The organism is Psychrobacter sp. JCM 18900 (genome assembly GCF_904846625.1).
Lineage (GTDB): Bacteria > Pseudomonadota > Gammaproteobacteria > Pseudomonadales > Moraxellaceae > Psychrobacter.
The window spans coordinates 266069-284428 of sequence record NZ_CAJHBL010000001.1 but is presented as its reverse complement, the minus strand read 5'-3'; the positions used below and the strand labels follow the sequence as shown (position 1 = coordinate 284428).

The window sequence follows — 18360 nt, the reverse complement described above, 5'->3', positions numbered from 1 at the left end:
AATCAAAAGCGATGAGCAAAAAAACAGTTATTCAAAATAGCTATTCGATACGTTCTAATATGGCTTTGTCAAACCAAGGAAGGTCGGCTTTGTCTGCTTCTAATTTCAAAATGGCTGCAAGCGCATGAGTAGCCAGTAGCTGTTGATAATCGCCACTAGCGTCAATCGTCAACAGTGACTCGGCAGGTAGTGCTTGTGTGTTAGAGTTTAGCTCGTCAATACTAATTAATATTTGCTTATTGTTTTTATAAAGGACGTCTACACGACCAAAAAACTGCCAGTCTTTAAAAGCGGCAATAATAGCGTCGGCAGCATTCTTAGTATATACCTGCTGCGTCTCTTTACCCGTATTGGTCCAGTGTAGCCGTACAGCCAACTGCAATGCCTCACTAAAGACTACCAACGAGCCGATAATTTTTACATGCCAAGGACTGGTCAGCAGCTCCTCGTCAATGCCAATTAATTTGGCAGCCTCATGAGCCGACATGGGTGTATTGAATTGAAGCAGTAGCTCAGGAGTAAGCGGGTGCGTCTGTTTGATCGCATCATCTAAACTGTCATAGTGATACAAAAAGGGCAGTGGCAAATCTTGCGTGACAGTCTTCTTTATAATTTTACAATTATGTATCTGCCAGCTGATGGCTTTATCAGTCAATGCTTCTGCTAATATGATAGCGCTTGGATCGATGGCTTGAGTAGTGTTTGTAGACTCAATATGAGGTTGCGCTGAGTCAGGGTGTTCTGAAGCAATGCTGTTAGACACAGAGAGACCTTCTCCAAAAACTAGAGTCGCTCCAGACACTTGGTCCGCGTCATCGCGCACAGCGTCAGTGTTGTTATCTAAGCTGTCTAGGTTGTTTGGGCTATTTGAGTTATCTGATGTATTGGTCGGCAAAGTAGGCAAATCCATAAACATAGCGTTATTAAAATAGAGAGTTAATATAACATTTTAAGGGTACGGCCTGCCAATAAATTAGTGAGCTAGTATGGTTGGAATATGGCTTGATATTTTTCAAATTCGATTGTCATACTGACTTGTACTAAAGTCATATTTCGTCCACTATATGACAGACGCTTTTATCTATCTTGGATAGCTATTGAGCTATTAATTAACTGATAATAAAACTCTTAAAGGAAAAGTAATGACTGACGTGAATCAACAGACTGCTTATGACAACAATAACATTTTTGCCAAAATGTTAGATGGTGATATTCCGTATTATAAAGTATATGAAGATGATAAAACGCTCGCCTTTATGGATATCATGCCGCAAGCAGAAGGCCACGTATTGGTGATACCGAAGCAAAAAGCGGTAGATTTGACCGATCTTGAGCCAGAGTACGCCGCTGCGGTATTAATGACGTCTAAAAAGGTTATGCAAGCCCAACGTCAAGTGTTCGAGCGTGAAGGCGTTATCCAAATGCAATTAAATGGCTCACAAGCAGGTCAAACAGTCTTTCATTATCATGTGCATCTCATTCCATCAAGTATCCATGAATTGGGTCGTCATGCAGTGACCCAAGCCGACAACAATGATTTGGCAGATATTGCGCAGAAGTTGGCGGCAGTGATTGATGCCTAGTTAGGAAACAGAGTGCTTCTGTTTAGGTACAAAAAATATTGGTATTTACGAATTAGCGAGCATTTATAGGTTATAAATCACTAAAAAAATACATATACAATCAAAAGGCAGCTAGCAAGCTGCCTTTTTTATTTTCTTGGTAATAGTCATGTAACATTCGTTAAAGTCATGTTACGAGTTGAACGCTTGTCTAGGGTTTTGGAAAAGAGTGTGATAATTATTATGACCATTCACACACATTTTCTAATCTTTGCCTTAATTAAAAATTTTCATAAAAAGGCATCGTCAACTTTTGAGGATATTATCTTTCATGAGTAAATTACCTCGTTCGACTATTTTATTACCAGTCTTTGTACCTGCAGCAATTATTATGCTGCTATTGGTCATTGGTACGGCTATTAATCCTGAAGCAGCGGGTGCTCTGTTTAGTGATGTGCTTAGTTTTACGACTGAGACATTCGGCTGGTTTTATATGCTGGCAGTGGCACTGTTTTTGATGTTCATTATTGTACTGGCGTTTTCGTCTTATGGCAGTATCAAGCTAGGCCCTGATCATGCTGAGGCGGAGTACGGATTCCTTGAATGGTTTGCCATGCTGTTTTCGGCAGGTTACGGGATTGCGTTACTGTTTTATGGGGTAGCGGAACCAGTGATGCACTTTTCTAGTCCGCCAATGTCGGATCCGCAGACTATCGCCGCGGCAAAAGAGGCGATGCAAATAGCGTATTTTCACTGGGGTTTTCATATTTGGGCAATTTATGGTGTCGTTGGTTTATCACTAGCTTATTTTGCGTTTCGTCATGGTCTACCACTATCAATACGCTCGACGCTGTATCCGATTATTGGTGACAGGATTCATGGCCCTATCGGTCATACGGTTGATGTGTTTGCGATATTGGGTACGATGTTCGGTATTGCGACCAGTCTTGGCTTGTCGGTGTCGCAAATTAATGCGGGACTCAATTATCTATTGCCAGATATCATTCCAGTGAATACGACCGTACAGGTGATTGCCATTGCCTTGGTGACCGCCGCAGCATTGGTATCGGTATTAGCAGGGATGGATAAGGGTGTAAAACGCTTATCTATTTTAAATATGCTACTGGCAACTGCGTTGATGCTGTTCGTATTTGTTGTCGGTCCGACCATTTTTATCTTGAACGCCTTTATGGAAAATACGGGTAGCTATTTGGGTAATATCGTTGAACGTACCTTTAGCTTGCAAGCATACGAGAATAGCAATTGGATCGGCAGCTGGACTTTATTTATTTTTGCATGGACGATTGCATGGGCACCTTTTGTAGGTCTGTTTATCGCCAAGATTAGCCGTGGTCGTACTATTCGTGAGTTTGTATTGGGTGTGATGCTGGTACCGACTTTCTTTACGTTCTTCTGGTTTTCGGTGTTTGGTGATACCGCGCTACACATGATTATGGTCGATGGTTATACCTCATTAATCAGTGAAGTACAAAACAACCAAGCGATTGCTTTGTTTAAACTGTTAGAGAATCTACCGTTTACTGAATTTGTGTCGTCGTTGACCATTTTATTGATTATTACCTTTTTTGTGACGTCTTCGGATTCTGGCTCATTGGTAATCGACTCGCTAGCGGCAGGTGGTCGCAGTGATACACCATGGTGGCAGCGTAGCTTTTGGGTAGTAACTGAAGGTGCTGTCGCAGCAGTATTGCTACTTGCAGGTGGTTTAGAAGCCCTACAAACAGCGGCTATCGTTAGTGCGTTACCATTTGCGATTATTATTCTTATTTCAATGTTTGGCATGTGGCGTGCGCTGCGTATCGAAGGACATCGTAATCAAAGCCTTGGTAATGACAACAGACTGCCGCCGCATCTACTCAAACCGTCTGCATGGCGCGAGCGTATTGACTATATGACCGATAAGCCAACGCGTGAAAAGGTCTTAAGTTATATCAAAGAAGTGGTTATGCCTTCGATGATGGAGGTGTCGTCTAAATTTGCAGAAACTGGTTGGACGACTGAGGTCAACTATGACGCGGTTAATAACCGAGCCGTATTAGAGCTACAGCGCGGTGACGATGTTGAATTTTGGTATGAGGTGCGCTTATCTGAGCATGATGCGCCTGATTATTATACTGAAGACAGTGCGGATACCTTGCCACAAGAGCATCATCATCGCGCTGAGGTGTATCTACGCCGTGGTGGTCAGACCTATGACTTATACGGCTACAAATCTGAATCAGTGATTAATGACATCATCGATCAGTTTGAGAAGTATTTACATTTCCTCAATGTGTCGCCTGATAGCCTGCCGTGGCGCATGCAGGAGCATGATGATGACATCACGCTAGAGCAGGGCAGTGTGCTCGATAAATAATGTATGAAATGTATCAAAAATGACCAATGCTTATGCAAGTTATTCACGTGAATAGCTTGCATTATGTGCACGAATCCTTAGAATAACGGCTTGTTTTCCTTACAAATCAAGCCGTTTTTTATGTCTATTGATTCTCCCATTTTACCTTCGTCCTCGACTTTGTCTGATCATCCGTTATTACAGCCACTAAATATCGGTGGCCTGACGATTGAAAACCGTTTGATGGTCGCACCGATGGCAGGCGTGACAGACAATCCCTTTCGCCGATTATGCAAATCATTTGGCGCAGGCCATGCGGTCAGTGAAATGATCATCGCTGACACGGCGCTTTATGCACGCAAAAAATCTCTGTACCGTGCCAATTTTGACAATGAGATTGCGCCTATTTCGGCGCAGATAGCAGGTGCTGAGCCGGACAAACTGGCTGAAGCGGCTCGTTATCAAATTGATAATGGCGCACAGATTATCGATATCAATATGGGCTGTCCGGCCAAAAAAGTCTGTCGTAAGCTGGCAGGCTCTGCATTGTTGCAAGATGAGGATTTGGTCGCGCGATTGCTAGATGCAACGGTCAATGCCGTTGATGCGCCTGTCACACTAAAGACACGTCTAGGTTTTGAAAACGGTCGTGAAAACATCTTACGAGTCGCCAAGCGTGCTGAGCAGGCAGGCATTGCAGCGATTGCTATTCATGGACGTACGCGTGAAGACATGTACACAGGCAATGCACGCTATGAGCTAATACGCGAAGTCAAAGAAAGCATCAGTATTCCTGTCATTGCTAACGGTGATATCGATAGCGCACAAAAAGCCCAACACGTCTATGAGATGACAGGCTGTGATGCGGTGATGATTGGGCGTGCTGCACAAGGTCAACCATGGATATTTCGCGATATTGAGCATTTCTTGCGTACTGGCGAGCGTCTAGAGGCACCGAGTGTTAGTGAGATAAAAGAGATCGTACTGGCCCATTTGCAAGAGCTTTATGATTTTTATGGGGAGTACTCAGGCTGCCGTATCGCTCGCAAACATATTGCATGGTATACGACAGGTATTCCAAACTCTAACGCCTTTAGACAGGCAATGTATGGTGAAGAAAGTACCGCTGGACAATTTAAGGTAGTCGAGACTTTTTTGCAGGCACATGAGTAGCAATTGCTTAAATCTTGTTTTATGAACCAGTGCTAATTACTTTTAATAGTGCTTTTTACGTCTTGCATTTTGATAGCTCTTTTATCTAACAGCTATGCTTTATCAATTGGCACAGTATCAGTATCAGGCTGCTTATCAGGCGCAGGTTTTCTATTTTGCCAAGGGAATCGACCTTCTAGTTCAACCTGTAGCGATAAGCTTAAAAAGGTTCGAATCAGTACGATAAAACCTAGCACCAGTACGCTACGTAGCGATGGCTCGGTGACGACAGTAGCCACGATATCAGCGGCAATCAGTACTTCTAACCCCAACAATATAGACTTGCCTACGGTCTGTCTGATCTCGACGTAAGTATCATTATTGAAATGGCCAGACGCTCGAAAAGCTCTATATAAAGCAAGAAATAGCCCAAAAAACATAATGAGGACGCCAATGACTTCGATCATTTTGGCAATTAAGTCGATATAGTGAGTTAGTGTGTCTATCAAAGCAGGTACCCCTCATAATTGATCAGAAAAAAGCTTAGCACTTAGTAGTTAACAACAAGCTAAAAATATATTTATAAATATTTATGTCGACGAAATTTGTAAAAGTCCCGTTAGCTAACGCCCACTATGGTTTTGTTCACTCCATACGACATTTTTTGCTATGCTATAACCGAATACCAATAACTATAGAATAAACGAAAAGGACTTTTTATGGCCAATCTCTCGAAAAAAGCAATCACCAAAGCCGTCAAAGGCAAGAATATTATCATCACAGGCGCTTCAAGTGGTATCGGCGAGCGTACGGCTTTTTTGCTCAGTGAATGTGGTGCGCATGTTATTTTGCTGGCCCGTACTGAAGATAAGCTAAAAATGGTCAAGGAAAATATCGAAACACTTGGCGGCGCGGCCAGTTACTATCCATGCGATCTGACCAATATGGATGAGATTGAAAAAACCAGTGAAAAGATTTTGGCTGATTTTAAGCATGTCGATGTACTAGTCAACAATGCAGGACGTTCGATTCGCCGTTCAGTGCATGAGTCGGTCAACCGTTTTCATGATTTTGAACGCACCATGGAGATTAACTATTTTGGCGCGGTCAAAATCATTCTTGGTTTCTTGCCAACGATGATTGGTCGTCAAACTGGTCAAATCGTGAATATCTCATCAATTGGGGTATTGGCAAACAGCCCTCGCTTTTCAGCGTATGTCGCGTCAAAGGCGGCTTTAGATGCATTTAGTCGCTGTTTGGCTGCTGAAGTCAAAGGCGATAACATCAAAGTAACCAATATCTTTATGCCACTTGTGCGTACCCCGATGATTGCGCCAACCAAGCTATATCGCTACATGCCAGCGCTGATGCCAGACGAAGCAGCGATGATGGTCGCAAAAGCCATCGTTCATAAGCCAAATAGCATTGCTAGTAATATGGGTAAATTTGCCTCGGCGACTTATTCACTAGTACCAGCCTTTAACGTTGGCGTCCAGTCCATTGGTTATCGCATTTTCCCAAGTTCGACCGCTGCGCAAACGACTGATAGCAAGCCTAACCTTGCTCAGCGTGCCTTTGCCAAAATCCTTCCTGGTGAACATCACTAGAATCGATTTGTTATCAGGCTCGAGTTTGAATAAGAAGGATACTACGGTATCCTTTTTTTATGCCTTAAAAATATGCTTAAACAGTATAAGAACCTTCTTCGCCGTTTGTATTTGAAGGGCTTAATTATACGATAAATAAATCCTTAAAAATTCCGCTGTTAAATTTCCTTTATATATCTAAGTTTCAGTAAGATGAATAAAATTCATCTTATGTTTAGATAGTATCGTTTTTATTCATGTTTAGATTTATGTATGATTCATCTCATACACAGATTTGGTTTTATCTCAGATAAATAAGGTAGCGGATCACCATGAGTAAAGAATTCAATTGTTCAATTAAGCACATTCGTTTTGACGAAAACTATCAGCCTGCAGATAGCACGCGTTTGACGACTAACTTTGCAAATTTGGCACGCGGCGAGCACCGCCAAGAGAACTTACGCAAAACGTTAACCATGATTAATAATCGATTCAATGCATTGGCGCATTGGGATAATCTGACAGCAGATCGTTATTCTGTTGAAGTTGATATCATCTCTGTCGATCTAGATGTTAAAGGCAATGGACAGACGTTTCCTATTATCGAAACGCTAAAAACCACGATTGTGGATCACAAAGAAAACAAGCGTATCGACGGCATGGTTGGTAACAGTTTCTCATCTTACGTACGTGATTATGATTTTAGTATTGTGTTACCAGAGCATCGCGACAAAAACCTAGCATCCATAACACCAGATAATTTTGGTGAGTTGCACGGCAAGCTGTTTCAATACTTATTGAATTCAGAAGCTTACAATGCTCATTTTCACAAAAAACCTGTGATTTGCCTGAGCGTTTCAACCAGCAAGACTTACTACCGTACTGTCAATCAGCATCCTGTATTGGGCATTGAGTACAAGCAAGATGAATACTCGTTGACCGACGACTATTTTCATAAAATGGGCTTAACGGTACGTTATTTTAAGCCTGAAGGAAGCGCCGCGCCATTAGCATTTTATTTTGCAGGGGACTTGCTCAGTGATTACACCGATCTTGAGCTGATTAGTGCTATCAGTACTATGGAGACCTTTCAGAAGATTTACCGTCCTGAGATTTACAACGCCAACTCAAGCGCTGGACAAGTGTATCAACCTAGCCTGAACTACCAAGACTATTCATTGACTCAAGTGGTCTATGACCGTGCCGAACGTAGTCAGATGGCAGTGACCCAAGGCAGATTTACTGAGACACATTTTATTAAGCCGTATCAAACAATCCTTGAGGAATGGGCTACAAGCTATGATGTAACAGGCGATACTGCTCAAAAAGAAGCTGCTGATAAAGAAACGGCTAGGAAGCAAGCCGCTTAACTGAGCATCACTCATCAACATAATAAAAAATAAATTAATTAATTAGAAGATAACTCGTATGAAACTACTATTACCGACGTCTACCGCTGGCAGCTTACCAAAACCGTCTTGGCTAGCAGAACCAGAGAAAATCTGGTCACCTTGGGCGTTAGAGGGCGAGCAGTTGCTTGAAGCCAAGCAAGATGCGCTACGCATATCATTGCAAGAGCAACAGCACGCAGGGATTGATATTGTCAGTGATGGCGAGCAGACCCGTCAGCACTTTGTAACTACGTTCATCGAGCACCTTGATGGTGTTGACTTTGAGAAGCGTGAAACGGTCAAAATCCGCAATCGCTATGATGCGAGCGTGCCCTCAGTCGTTGGTGCGGTGAGCCGTCCAAAGTCCGTATTCGTTGATGATGCCAAGTTTTTACGTCAGCAAACCGATCAGCCAATTAAATGGGCGCTGCCAGGGCCGATGACGATGATTGATACGTTATATGACGGTCATTATAAAAGCCGTGAAAAATTGGCTTGGGACTTTGCTAAAATCCTGAATCAAGAAGCAAAAGAATTAGAAGCGGCTGGCGTCGATATTATCCAGTTTGATGAGCCTGCATTTAATGTGTTCTTTGATGATGTAAACGAATGGGGTATTGCAACTTTAGAGCGTGCCATTGAAGGCCTAAAATGTGAGACAGCTGTGCATATTTGCTACGGCTATGGCATCAAAGCCAATACCGATTGGAAAAAGACACTGGGCTCAGAGTGGCGCGAATACGAAAAAGCATTTCCTAAACTGCAACAATCAAAAATCGATATCATCTCACTGGAGTGTCAAAACTCACGTGTACCTATGGATCTGATTGAATTGATTCGTGGTAAAAAAGTGATGGTCGGTGCCATTGATGTGGCAACCAACACTATTGAGACACCAGAAGAAGTGGCAGATACGTTACGCAAAGCGCTACAATTTGTCGATGCTGATAAGCTGTATCCTGCGACCAACTGCGGCATGGCACCTTTGTCTCGCCAAGTCGCACGTGGTAAGCTCGCAGCCTTAAGCGCTGGTGCTCAAATCGTTCGTCAAGAACTGACTGCTTAGAGTTTAGCCGTTTAGGAAATTCTATTTAAAGAATTTCCTTTGCAAAACTAAAATTGAAGCACAATTTTTTAACGTTATTTTTTAACGTTTCTCAGGATTGAAGCAATGATTAAAGATAGGATTGACGCGACCGACTTTAGAGATGCCATGTCTTTGCTAACGACTGCGGTCAATGTGGTGACCACAGCAGGGCCAACGGGCGTACATGGGTTTACAGCATCGGCAGTATGTAGTGTCACAGACACACCGCCGACCTTGCTTGTCTGTATGAATCAAACGTCTCGGTCACATGGCTACTTTCTGGAAAATAAGATTTTAAGTGTCAATGTGTTAGGCGCGCAACATGAGCAGCTGTCCAATGCTTTTGCCTCTAAGCTGTGTTCAGAAGAACGGTTTGAATATGGTTCTTGGATACAATTACAAACAGGCGCTCCTGTGTTGGAGGATGCCTTGGTCAGCTTTGATTGTGAGATTGAACAAATTCAAGAAGTCGGCACACATAGCGTCTTTATGTGCCGCGTTGTCGCCATCAATCAGGCTGAGCCACAAGGCGGAACTGATGAAGGGTTGGTTTACTTCAATCGTGCCTACTCTAGAGTAGGGCAAGTGGAACTTATTTAATCCAGTATTTATAGTCCAACCCCTGAGCCTATGGGCTATTGCTCGTTCAACATTAAGCAGTCGTTTAACTATAATTATCATCTCATTAAATCTAAATAAGAAGTAACTATCCTGTGGAATTAATAACTTTTTTAATAATAGGGGCGCTAGCAGGATTTGCTGCGGGGCTATTTGGAGTAGGCGGTGGCACTATTATCGTACCACTGCTATTTATCGTCTTTACGCAAATGGGTTACAGTCCTGACACTATTATGCACTTGGCCTTGGGTACTTCACTGGCAACCATTATTGTCACGTCTATAAGCTCGCTCATGGCGCATAACAAAAAAGGCGCAGTCATGTGGCCTGTCTTTAAAAACCTGACGCCAGGCTTAGTAATAGGCTGCTTTTTAGGGGCAGGGATAGCAGGACAGATATCTGGGTTATATCTCCAGTTGATTGTTGGTGTGTTTTTGCTTTGGGTTGCTTATAAAATGTTTATGGGTGGTAAAAAGAAAGCAGATAGCGATGCTGGTAATATTCATATAGCTTTGCCTTCAAAGCCTAAGCAACTAGCAGCAGGGGCGGGTATCGGTATCGCTTCTGCTATTTTTGGGATTGGCGGTGGTAGCTTAACCGTACCTTATCTCACACGTTACGGTGTGGTTATGCAAAAAGCAGTTGGAACCTCAGCCGCATGTGGATTGCCTATCGCCATTGCAGGCGCGCTAGGGTTTATATTCTTTGGCATGCAGGCGCAAGTCGACGTGCCCAATACGATTGGCTTTGTTCACATCTATGCTTTTTTAGGCATTAGCATTATGAGCTTCTTTACCGCCAAGCTAGGCGCAAAAGTCGCTCACGCATTATCGCCACAGTTGCTAAAAAAATGCTTTGCAGTACTGTTGACCGTCGTAGGCTGTTACTTTTTATATAAAGGATTACTCTAAGTAGTTTGAGATTAGTAGATACGACAAGATACTTTAGAAGCAGGTGTTCTATTAGCATACTGGCTAGCTACATTCTTAAATTATAGCTAGTCGGTATGTGGCTGTATGGGGAATATGTCGAGCCAGTTTCTTATTTAGCTAAATCACTTAACCAAATACTCGCCACAATATCCAAAACATTCCTATCATCAAGACAGCAATCACGAGCAGTCGTTTTAGCCAATAAGGTAGTAGAGGTTTCTTATAGCCTAAGTCATTCAACTGACTATCGACACCATCTTGTAGCCCCTTAAACCCTTGACTCTGTTTAGTCGTTTTAACACGATTTTTTACCAATGGCCCAGGCTCGTCTTCCTCTTGCTCTCTATCAAAGCTAATGGCTTGATTTGGAATGCCTTGTTTACTAGCAATGGTATTGAGCTTCTGTTGTTGCTTTACTTTCAGCTGGGTCTCGTAAGCATCAATTCTACTTTTGGCTTCATCCATACTGATGTTTTCGTCTGCCGCCAAAGTTTTAATAGCCATTACTAGGTTGTTTTTTTCGACCATCATAATGACGTCTCTTGGCAACTTGGTATTGACCGGTTTTGCGCTAGGGTCGGGGTTAAACATGACTGTCCTTATTACGGCGTATAAGTGTGAATGAGTTATATGCTCATTATAACCATGTTAGATAAGCAATGTTCAAGCAGAAAAATACCGCGGCCACTATGGTGACTGCGGTATTTTATTATTTATCGTTATTGGCATTTTTGCCAATATTTGATAATTATAGATCTTTCCAACGTTGGATAGACTCTTTGATAACTTCTTTCGCTTCTGCAACATCACCCCAAGATTCAACAACCGTCGTACCAGCTTTTTTCAGGTCTTTATAATGGCTGAAATGGAACTCTAATTGGTTGATCAACTGCTTTGGTAGGTCTTCTAAGCTGTTGTAAGCATTGCCTGTGTCACGGTCATCAGCAGGGACAACAACGATTTTGTCATCTACTTCGCCATCATCAACAAACTTCATCACGCCGATAACTTTGGCTTTTAAGAAAATACCAGTCGGTAATGGCTGTTCAGTCAATAGCAATACGTCAAGCTCATCGCCGTCTTCGTCAAGTGTTTGTGGGATGAAACCATAGTTACAAGGTTTGGCAAAAATCTGTGGGTCAATACGGTCAAGCTCAAATACTGCTAATTCGCGATTCCACTCAATTTTATGGCTGCTACCAGCTGGGATCTCTACTACTACGTTGATGATGCCGCCGTCTACGTCGCCTGCGTCCAAAATTTTGTTAAAATCTGCCATAAAATGCTCCAATTTGCTTTTGTTTTAAATGTTTGAATAAGGGGTTGAGCTAGGGATACAGCAAGGATAGTTGCTGCGTCCGATTTGTACTGCATGCGATTATAGCAAGTTTGTACTGAATTTTCTCTTAATGCTTAAGTCTAAGCGTGCAAGATATTATGCAAAAAAAGATTATGCAAAAACGGACTCAAAATTTACTTGGGCGCGATAGCTCGCAACTCAATCAGTCCAGCATGACGCTTGGCGATGTTATCAATAAGTTTTTGAGTGACTGTCTCATAGCTGAATGAATCGCTCATTTGCTGCTCGGTTTGCGCCTCTGGCTCTGTTTGCTCTGAATCTGTCTGCATGGCTACAAAATCAGACAATCGCAACATTTGCATGCCGGCATAGCCACAAGGATTGATAGCGTTAAATGAAGATAGGTCACAATTTAAATTAATCGCAATGCCATGGTAGCTAAAGCCATGCTTAATCTTAAAGCCTAGCGAGGCCATTTTGCCAAGCATAATTTTATTATCAAGAGAGTTGTCATCTGTAGAGGTGCTGTCATCTGTTGCACCAGTATCTGCATATAAGTAGACACCAGGGGCATCGCGGCGTGCATGAGCACTGATATTGTCGCTACTAGATGGTGAGCTACGCAAACAGTCATTGATGACGTCTTCTATCGCTTGCTCAGCATGGGAGACAAGATTGCGCACACTCCATTTGAGACTGTCCAAGTCAAACAACCAATAGATCACCAACTGCCCATGACCGTGCCATGTCACCTGACCACCGCGATCGGTCTTGATGATAGGCGTGTCAGTACGCTGTAATATATGCTCTTCTTTGCCTGCCTGTCCAAGCGTGTAGACATCGTTATGATCAACAATCCACAGTTCATCAGGCGTATGCAGTCCTTGTCGTTTCTTTAGATCGATACGTTCGAGGGTGCGTGCCAGCATCGCATCGAGAGTAGGGACATAATCGGCCGCTGAGAGAGATTTGCTGACAAGCGTATTATTGAGGGGTTGTGTATCATTTTGCATGAGAGTATCTGTCTTATTATTATCAAGTTTAAAATAAATAATGCTCATCGGTAGTGTAGCAGTTTTGGCGACTATCGCCCAAAGATATATACTGTCGCAATGTCTGTAAGTGGCGTAAATACTAATAGAAAACAGCTAGCAATGGCTGACGAAATAATAGGTATAGAACAGTGGTAGGTCGCTTATAAAGGTACTGCTAGTACAGACGCAGTAGTCAACCAAAGGTGCTGTTCATTGCTCAGTCGATGCGCTACATTAAAGTGTAATGAATGGAATCTGATGAAATTTATAGTCAGAGTAGGTTATCAAAGAGTGCACCTGACTAGAAAGATAGAGCCTCTAACCCAATATAATGTAGTGACTACAAACCTTATGACTATTACTATGATTATGACAAGGAAGACAAATGACAGATAGCAACCAAAGCACCTATGAGCAGGCAGTGACCGAGACCGGTTTTGCGCTGCAGCGTGTGCCTGAAGCCCTAAGTACGGCGACGACTATCGATGAGATGAAAGCGCAATTTTCACGCTTACAAATGTTAAGCCGTACCCAGCCAATTAATGATTGGGGCACTCGTACGACGCAGCTAGATAATCTAGAAGTGATGCTGAGTGACAACCAAGAGAGTTTTGCAAAGGCGATTAGTGCAGACTTTGGCTATCGTAGCCAGTCAGAGACGCAGTTTGCTGAGTTATTTCCTAGCTTTACCGGTATTAGCCACGCCAAAAAACACGGCAAAAAATGGATGAAAGCACATCGTGCGCCTATTTCAGCGCTGTATATGCCAGCCCATAATGAAATCCAACCGCAGCCATTGGGTGTGGTCGGTATCATGGTGCCTTGGAACTATCCGTTATTTTTAGCAATTGGCCCGATGATTGATGCACTCACCGCGGGTAACCGCATTATGGTTAAGATGAGTGAAGCCGCGCCACAATTTGCTCAGACGTTTGCTGATGCCATTGCTCGTTATTTTTCGCCAGATATGATCTGTGTGGTGCTCGGTGAAGTTGAGATTGCTGCCGCCTTTAGTGAGCTACCATTTGACCATCTGCTATATACCGGATCGACTGCGGTGGGCAAAAAAGTAATGGCTGCCGCTGCACCAAATCTAACACCAGTAACGCTTGAGCTTGGTGGCAAATCACCAGTGATTGTACTGGATGATGTCAATCTAGAGTCTGTCGTCAATCGAGTGATGATGGGTAAGACACTAAATGCTGGGCAGACGTGTATTGCGCCAGATTATGTCTTGATTCAGCGCCAATACCATGACCAGTTCATCCAACTTGCAAAAGAGTGGATGACCAAGCATTATCCTGATATCGAAGAAAACCCAGATTACTCTCGCATTATTAATGTTGAGCAGTTCAAACGGGTAAAAGGCTATCTAGATGCGTTAACAGGCGGGGAGGTACATGCGTTAACTACCGTTGAGCCTAATATAGAAACCCGTCTAATGCCACCAGTCATCGTCAGCGAGCCTGCGCCTGACAGTGACCTTATGCAAAACGAGATTTTTGCCCCGATTTTGCCGCTGATGCATTATGAGACGCTTGATGATGCCATTTATTTTGTAAACTCGCGTCCACGCCCATTGGCGCTATATGTGTTTAGTGACAACTACAGCAGTATCGAAAACGTGCGTAATAATACGGTCTCAGGTGGTCTGTGTATCAACGAAGTTCTGATACATGTTGCCCAGCATGACTTGCCATTTGGTGGTGTGGGTGACTCTGGTACTGGCGCGTACCATGGTAAGGCTGGCTTTGAACGCCTCAGCCATATGAAACCGATTTTTGTACAAACCAAGCTCAATGGCCTGAATTTACTATTGCCGCCGTATGGTGGACTGTTTAAAAAGGCGATGGCGCTGTTTTTAAAATAACTGTTCTTGAAATAAAGGTCTTTAAAATAACCGCTCTTAAAAGAGTTGTCTTTAAAATAACTATTTTTGAAGTAGACGTTTTATAGTAGCTATAGAAAGTAATAGTGACCTTTTTAATCGATATCATAACCAATAGCACCTATCCAGATAGGTGCTATTTTTTTGTCTAAAATATGACTTCTCAAATATAGATTTCTAAAATTAAGAGCGACTTATCATAAGAGTTTTATCAAAATTATCGTAAATTTATCTAATGCGTTAATCGACAAATAAGCGTTTGTCATCACTTCTATAAATCGCTACACTTTGTAGTAAGTCTAAACAACAGTAGATAGTAGCTGAATGGTCTAGAGCCAGCATTGGTAAACATGATATAGACCTTTCAGCTGATTTTTAGTTCTATTGTTCTAATAGTGATTTCATGCCGATACAACATAATAATAGGAAAGAGTATGCGCCAATGGATTGCATTAAGCTTATTGTGGATGAGCGCGATACTATTGCCTGTATCGGCGTCTGCAGCCTGCAACTCGCCGATTAAATTTGGGGCACTAACCTGGGAGAGTGGGCAATTTACCTCCGGCGTACTCAGACATATCGTAGAAGATGGATATGGTTGTACGGTAGAAGAAGTGCCAGGAGCAGGGCCTGCACTTGATACGGCACTATCACAGAATGATATTCAGGTCATCGGGGAGCAGTGGGTTGGCCGTTCGCCAATCATGGAAAAAGCCATTGAGCAAAATAAAGTGGCCATCATCGGCGATACGCTAAAGGGCGGTGCAACTCAAGGCTGGTATGTCCCGCGATACGTCTTGGAAGAGAATCCAGGACTACGCAGCTATCAAGATTTGCCTAAATATACTGAGCTATTTAAAGACCCTGAAGATCCTGGTAAATCTCGCTTTATGAACTGCCCTTCTGGTTGGACGTGTGAGATTTTTAACACACGTTTGCTAAAAACTACCGGTTTAGACAGTCTCTTTAACAATGCACACCCTGGTACAGGTGCTGCTCTCGATGCTGAAATTGCCTCCGCTTTCGAGCAGCATAAGCCACTGTTGTTTTACTACTGGCAGCCTACTGGGCTAATGGCAAAATATGACCTTGCGCCGTTAGAATTCCCAGCTTATAAGGATGCTTGTTGGCAAAACCTTTTGCTCGTTGATGGTAAGATGGACTGCGTGTCAGGATTCCCAGTATCGCCATTAGGTATTGCCGTTTCTACTCCGTTTGTCGAATCCAATCCCGAACTAGCAGCTGTCTTTGAAAAGGTGCAATTTACCTCTGATGAGCTAAACGGTGCTATCTTGGAGATGAGCGAAAGTAAACGCACTGGCGATGAGCAAGCCATGGTGTTTTTGCGTGACAACCCAGAGGTTTGGCAAGCATGGTTATCCGATGAGGCCGCTACCAATCTCGCTACCAAGTTAGGCCTTAGCTCAACGGGTGCTATCTCTACAGAAGCAACTGCATCTAGTATCAATGCGTCAGCGCTCGCCTCAAGCTTTCCTTCATGGTCACTTGAGACCCCTCTCAATAACGCTTTAGCAAACGTTGTTCAAAATTATGGTGATGTATTCCGTACTATTAGCATGATGGCGCTTACTTATTTGCTATTACCTATTGAACGATTATTAACGGTTATCTCACCTTGGTTGATTATTGCATTTGTGACTGTGCTTGGCTGGTTTGGTGTTCGCAAGATTTGGTTTGCGCTGGCATGTGGTGCAGGGCTGTTTTTGATTGGTGCTTTTGGCTTATGGGGCGCATTAATTGACACTCTAGCGCTGCTTATCGTATCGGTACTGGTCACGGTAGTGATTGGTATTCCTATTGGTATCGCTATGTCAGGTAGCAAACTGCTACGCAAGATAGTGACGCCAGTGCTAGATATCATGCAGACCATGCCGAGTTTTGTATATCTCATACCAGTGCTGATGCTGTTTGGTATTGGTAAAGTGCCTGCGTTATTCGCGACCGTGATTTATGCGTTGCCGCCCTTGATTCGTCTGACGACGTTAGGGATTACACAAGTCAATCATGAAATGGTTGAGGCAGGACGATCTTTTGGTAGTACCCATTTACAGCTACTTCTCTGGATTAAATTGCCACAAGCGTTGCCTAGTATTATGGCAGGTATCAATCAGGCTGTGATGATGTCACTTGCCATGGTGGTATTGGCCTCAATGATTGGTGCTCCTGGGCTGGGTGAAGATGTATTGCAGTCTATCCAAACGCTCAATATTGGTCAGGGCCTACAAGCAGGTACGGCCATCGTTATCGTTGCCATTATCATTGACCGTATTACGCAAGCATTTGGTCAAGGTAAGCGTACCCGTCAAAAAACCATCGAAGCAGGCAGACGTCCGATTGGATAAAAAGTCGTTTAGTGGTATACGATTGAACCCATGGTAATTGACCGAAGCCCTGATAATAAAAACCACGTGAATAGTGAGAGCACCGATGAATCATATTCAATTAAAAAATATCAGTAAGATTTATAATGCCAATAGCACGCAGGCACAGTCTGCATTGGCATTGCTGGCTGAGGGTATGGATAGCATCAAAGTAAAAGAGCAAACGGGCTATTCAGTTGGTCTTTATGATATCAATCTAGATATCAAGGTAGGCGAGTTGCATTGTATTATGGGGCTATCAGGCTCTGGCAAGTCAACGCTGATACGTCATATTAACCGCTTGATAGATCCAACCAGTGGCGAGATATGGGTAGATACTGTTCTGAATAGAGAGCATGCGAGTCATACAATGACTGGTAGGCAATCAGCGACAGATAATACAAGTACGGTAGTAGAAGAGAGTTCTGCTACGGCTATTAATATTTTAGCGCTCAACGATAAGCAGTTGCAGTATTATCGTCAGCAGACCGTCAGTATGGTTTTTCAGCATTTCGGCTTAGTGCCACACATGACGGTCATACAAAACGTCGCTTATGGGCTGCGTGTCCGAAAGATGAGCGCAAACGAGCGACATGAAACGGCGCGATATTGGCTCAATGAAGTAGGGCTATCAAATCTGGAAAACAGCTACCCTGACGAGTTGTCAGGGGGTATGCAGCAGCGCGTTGGTCTGGCTCGTGCTTTGGCAACGGATAACCCAATTTTGCTAATGGATGAAGCGTTCTCTGCACTTGATCCGCTCATTCGCGCTCAGCTGCAAGATCAACTACTCGAATTACAAGATCGATTGAACAAAACCATTGTATTTATTACCCATGATATCGATGAAGCTGTCAAAGTAGGTCAGCGTATCAGTATGCTAAATGGCGGTCGACTCATACAAACGGGGACGCCAAGCGAGTTGCGGCATAATCCTGCTGATGATTATGTGGAGCAGTTTATGAGTGCGAAAGCGTAAGCCGTGTTAACCATCCATGAATAGGTTGTCTGGATAGACTTATACGATGTTTTTATGAATGGTTTAAATAATCGCAATCGTTTTACTGGCTTTT

16 protein-coding genes are annotated in these 18360 nt (G+C 43.1%); 11 read left to right on the top strand and 5 right to left on the bottom strand.

Features of this window, described 5'->3' with window-relative positions:
• Nucleotides 1-40: 40 nt before the first annotated feature.
• Nucleotides 41-910, bottom strand: coding sequence for a hypothetical protein (locus JMX96_RS01135; protein ID WP_201566768.1), 870 nt, complete (start codon nucleotides 908-910; stop codon nucleotides 41-43).
• A gap of 232 nt (nucleotides 911-1142) precedes the next feature.
• Here JMX96_RS01135 and JMX96_RS01130 point away from each other — a divergent pair, with 232 nt between their 5' ends.
• From JMX96_RS01130 to dusB, 3 genes are all read left to right on the top strand, one after another.
• Nucleotides 1143-1583, top strand: a complete 441-nt coding sequence (locus JMX96_RS01130; RefSeq protein WP_201566767.1) for an HIT family protein — start codon at nucleotides 1143-1145, stop codon at nucleotides 1581-1583.
• Nucleotides 1584-1893: 310 nt separating this feature from the next.
• Nucleotides 1894-3939 (top strand): BCCT family transporter, encoded by a 2046-nt coding sequence (locus JMX96_RS01125; RefSeq protein ID WP_191115093.1) that lies wholly within the window; start codon nucleotides 1894-1896, stop codon nucleotides 3937-3939.
• Nucleotides 3940-4059: 120 nt separating this feature from the next.
• Nucleotides 4060-5091 (top strand): tRNA dihydrouridine synthase DusB, encoded by a 1032-nt coding sequence (gene dusB / locus JMX96_RS01120; protein WP_201547384.1) that lies wholly within the window; start codon nucleotides 4060-4062, stop codon nucleotides 5089-5091.
• A 92-nt stretch (nucleotides 5092-5183) separates the two neighbouring features.
• Here the strand turns inward: dusB and JMX96_RS01115 are convergent, their stop codons facing one another.
• Nucleotides 5184-5579 (bottom strand): DUF1622 domain-containing protein, encoded by a 396-nt coding sequence (locus JMX96_RS01115; RefSeq protein WP_082624578.1) that lies wholly within the window; start codon nucleotides 5577-5579, stop codon nucleotides 5184-5186.
• Nucleotides 5580-5789: 210 nt separating this feature from the next.
• On the opposite strand from JMX96_RS01115, the gene JMX96_RS01110 reads away from it, so the two are divergent.
• From JMX96_RS01110 to JMX96_RS01090, 5 genes are all read left to right on the top strand, one after another.
• A complete protein-coding gene (locus JMX96_RS01110) occupies nucleotides 5790-6677 on the top strand; it encodes an SDR family NAD(P)-dependent oxidoreductase (RefSeq protein ID WP_057759469.1) in 888 nt (295 codons plus the stop codon).
• Nucleotides 6678-6988: 311 nt separating this feature from the next.
• On the top strand, nucleotides 6989-8026 hold the full coding sequence (locus JMX96_RS01105; protein ID WP_201566766.1) for a DUF1852 domain-containing protein: 1038 nt from the start codon (nucleotides 6989-6991) through the stop codon (nucleotides 8024-8026).
• Between the two features lie 58 nt (nucleotides 8027-8084).
• The gene (locus tag JMX96_RS01100; protein WP_201566764.1) at nucleotides 8085-9113 is read left to right on the top strand and encodes a methionine synthase; all 1029 of its coding nucleotides are present in this window, start codon (nucleotides 8085-8087) and stop codon (nucleotides 9111-9113) included.
• Nucleotides 9114-9218: 105 nt separating this feature from the next.
• Complete coding sequence (locus JMX96_RS01095) at nucleotides 9219-9734, top strand: flavin reductase (protein WP_201566762.1); 516 nt, start codon at nucleotides 9219-9221, stop codon at nucleotides 9732-9734.
• A 113-nt stretch (nucleotides 9735-9847) separates the two neighbouring features.
• Complete coding sequence (locus JMX96_RS01090; protein ID WP_201566760.1) at nucleotides 9848-10663, top strand: sulfite exporter TauE/SafE family protein; 816 nt, start codon at nucleotides 9848-9850, stop codon at nucleotides 10661-10663.
• A 147-nt stretch (nucleotides 10664-10810) separates the two neighbouring features.
• On the opposite strand, the gene JMX96_RS01085 is transcribed toward JMX96_RS01090, so the two are convergent.
• The 3 genes from JMX96_RS01085 to lipB form a co-directional block, all read right to left on the bottom strand.
• Nucleotides 10811-11275, bottom strand: a complete 465-nt coding sequence (locus JMX96_RS01085; RefSeq protein WP_201566758.1) for a hypothetical protein — start codon at nucleotides 11273-11275, stop codon at nucleotides 10811-10813.
• A 157-nt stretch (nucleotides 11276-11432) separates the two neighbouring features.
• A complete protein-coding gene (locus tag JMX96_RS01080) occupies nucleotides 11433-11963 on the bottom strand; it encodes an inorganic diphosphatase (protein ID WP_057759479.1) in 531 nt (176 codons plus the stop codon).
• Between the two features lie 194 nt (nucleotides 11964-12157).
• Nucleotides 12158-12997 (bottom strand): lipoyl(octanoyl) transferase LipB, encoded by an 840-nt coding sequence (lipB, locus tag JMX96_RS01075; RefSeq protein WP_201566756.1) that lies wholly within the window; start codon nucleotides 12995-12997, stop codon nucleotides 12158-12160.
• Between the two features lie 406 nt (nucleotides 12998-13403).
• Here lipB and JMX96_RS01070 point away from each other — a divergent pair, with 406 nt between their 5' ends.
• The 3 genes from JMX96_RS01070 to JMX96_RS01060 all read left to right on the top strand — a co-directional run bounded on the left by JMX96_RS01070 (nucleotide 13404) and on the right by JMX96_RS01060 (nucleotide 18266).
• Nucleotides 13404-14888: a coniferyl aldehyde dehydrogenase gene (locus tag JMX96_RS01070; RefSeq protein ID WP_201566754.1), complete on the top strand. Its 1485-nt coding sequence runs from the start codon at nucleotides 13404-13406 to the stop codon at nucleotides 14886-14888.
• Between the two features lie 452 nt (nucleotides 14889-15340).
• Nucleotides 15341-17269 (top strand): glycine betaine ABC transporter substrate-binding protein, encoded by a 1929-nt coding sequence (locus JMX96_RS01065; protein ID WP_201566751.1) that lies wholly within the window; start codon nucleotides 15341-15343, stop codon nucleotides 17267-17269.
• Between the two features lie 85 nt (nucleotides 17270-17354).
• Complete coding sequence (locus JMX96_RS01060) at nucleotides 17355-18266, top strand: ATP-binding cassette domain-containing protein (protein WP_201566749.1); 912 nt, start codon at nucleotides 17355-17357, stop codon at nucleotides 18264-18266.
• The last annotated feature ends 94 nt before the right edge of the window (nucleotides 18267-18360 follow it).

What these genes read in the sequence shown, in the direction of transcription:
- JMX96_RS01135 (WP_201566768.1), bottom strand. Translation starts at nt 910, where the DNA reads ATGGATTTGCCTACTTTGCCGACCAATACATCAGATAACTCAAATAGC.
- JMX96_RS01130 (WP_201566767.1), top strand. Translation starts at nt 1,143, where the DNA reads ATGACTGACGTGAATCAACAGACTGCTTATGACAACAATAACATTTTT.
- JMX96_RS01125 (WP_191115093.1), top strand. Translation starts at nt 1,894, where the DNA reads ATGAGTAAATTACCTCGTTCGACTATTTTATTACCAGTCTTTGTACCT.
- dusB (WP_201547384.1), top strand. Translation starts at nt 4,060, where the DNA reads ATGTCTATTGATTCTCCCATTTTACCTTCGTCCTCGACTTTGTCTGAT.
- JMX96_RS01110 (WP_057759469.1), top strand. Translation starts at nt 5,790, where the DNA reads ATGGCCAATCTCTCGAAAAAAGCAATCACCAAAGCCGTCAAAGGCAAG.
- JMX96_RS01105 (WP_201566766.1), top strand. Translation starts at nt 6,989, where the DNA reads ATGAGTAAAGAATTCAATTGTTCAATTAAGCACATTCGTTTTGACGAA.
- JMX96_RS01100 (WP_201566764.1), top strand. Translation starts at nt 8,085, where the DNA reads ATGAAACTACTATTACCGACGTCTACCGCTGGCAGCTTACCAAAACCG.
- JMX96_RS01095 (WP_201566762.1), top strand. Translation starts at nt 9,219, where the DNA reads ATGATTAAAGATAGGATTGACGCGACCGACTTTAGAGATGCCATGTCT.
- JMX96_RS01085 (WP_201566758.1), bottom strand. Translation starts at nt 11,275, where the DNA reads ATGTTTAACCCCGACCCTAGCGCAAAACCGGTCAATACCAAGTTGCCA.
- JMX96_RS01080 (WP_057759479.1), bottom strand. Translation starts at nt 11,963, where the DNA reads ATGGCAGATTTTAACAAAATTTTGGACGCAGGCGACGTAGACGGCGGC.
- lipB (WP_201566756.1), bottom strand. Translation starts at nt 12,997, where the DNA reads ATGCAAAATGATACACAACCCCTCAATAATACGCTTGTCAGCAAATCT.
- JMX96_RS01070 (WP_201566754.1), top strand. Translation starts at nt 13,404, where the DNA reads ATGACAGATAGCAACCAAAGCACCTATGAGCAGGCAGTGACCGAGACC.
- JMX96_RS01065 (WP_201566751.1), top strand. Translation starts at nt 15,341, where the DNA reads ATGCGCCAATGGATTGCATTAAGCTTATTGTGGATGAGCGCGATACTA.
- JMX96_RS01060 (WP_201566749.1), top strand. Translation starts at nt 17,355, where the DNA reads ATGAATCATATTCAATTAAAAAATATCAGTAAGATTTATAATGCCAAT.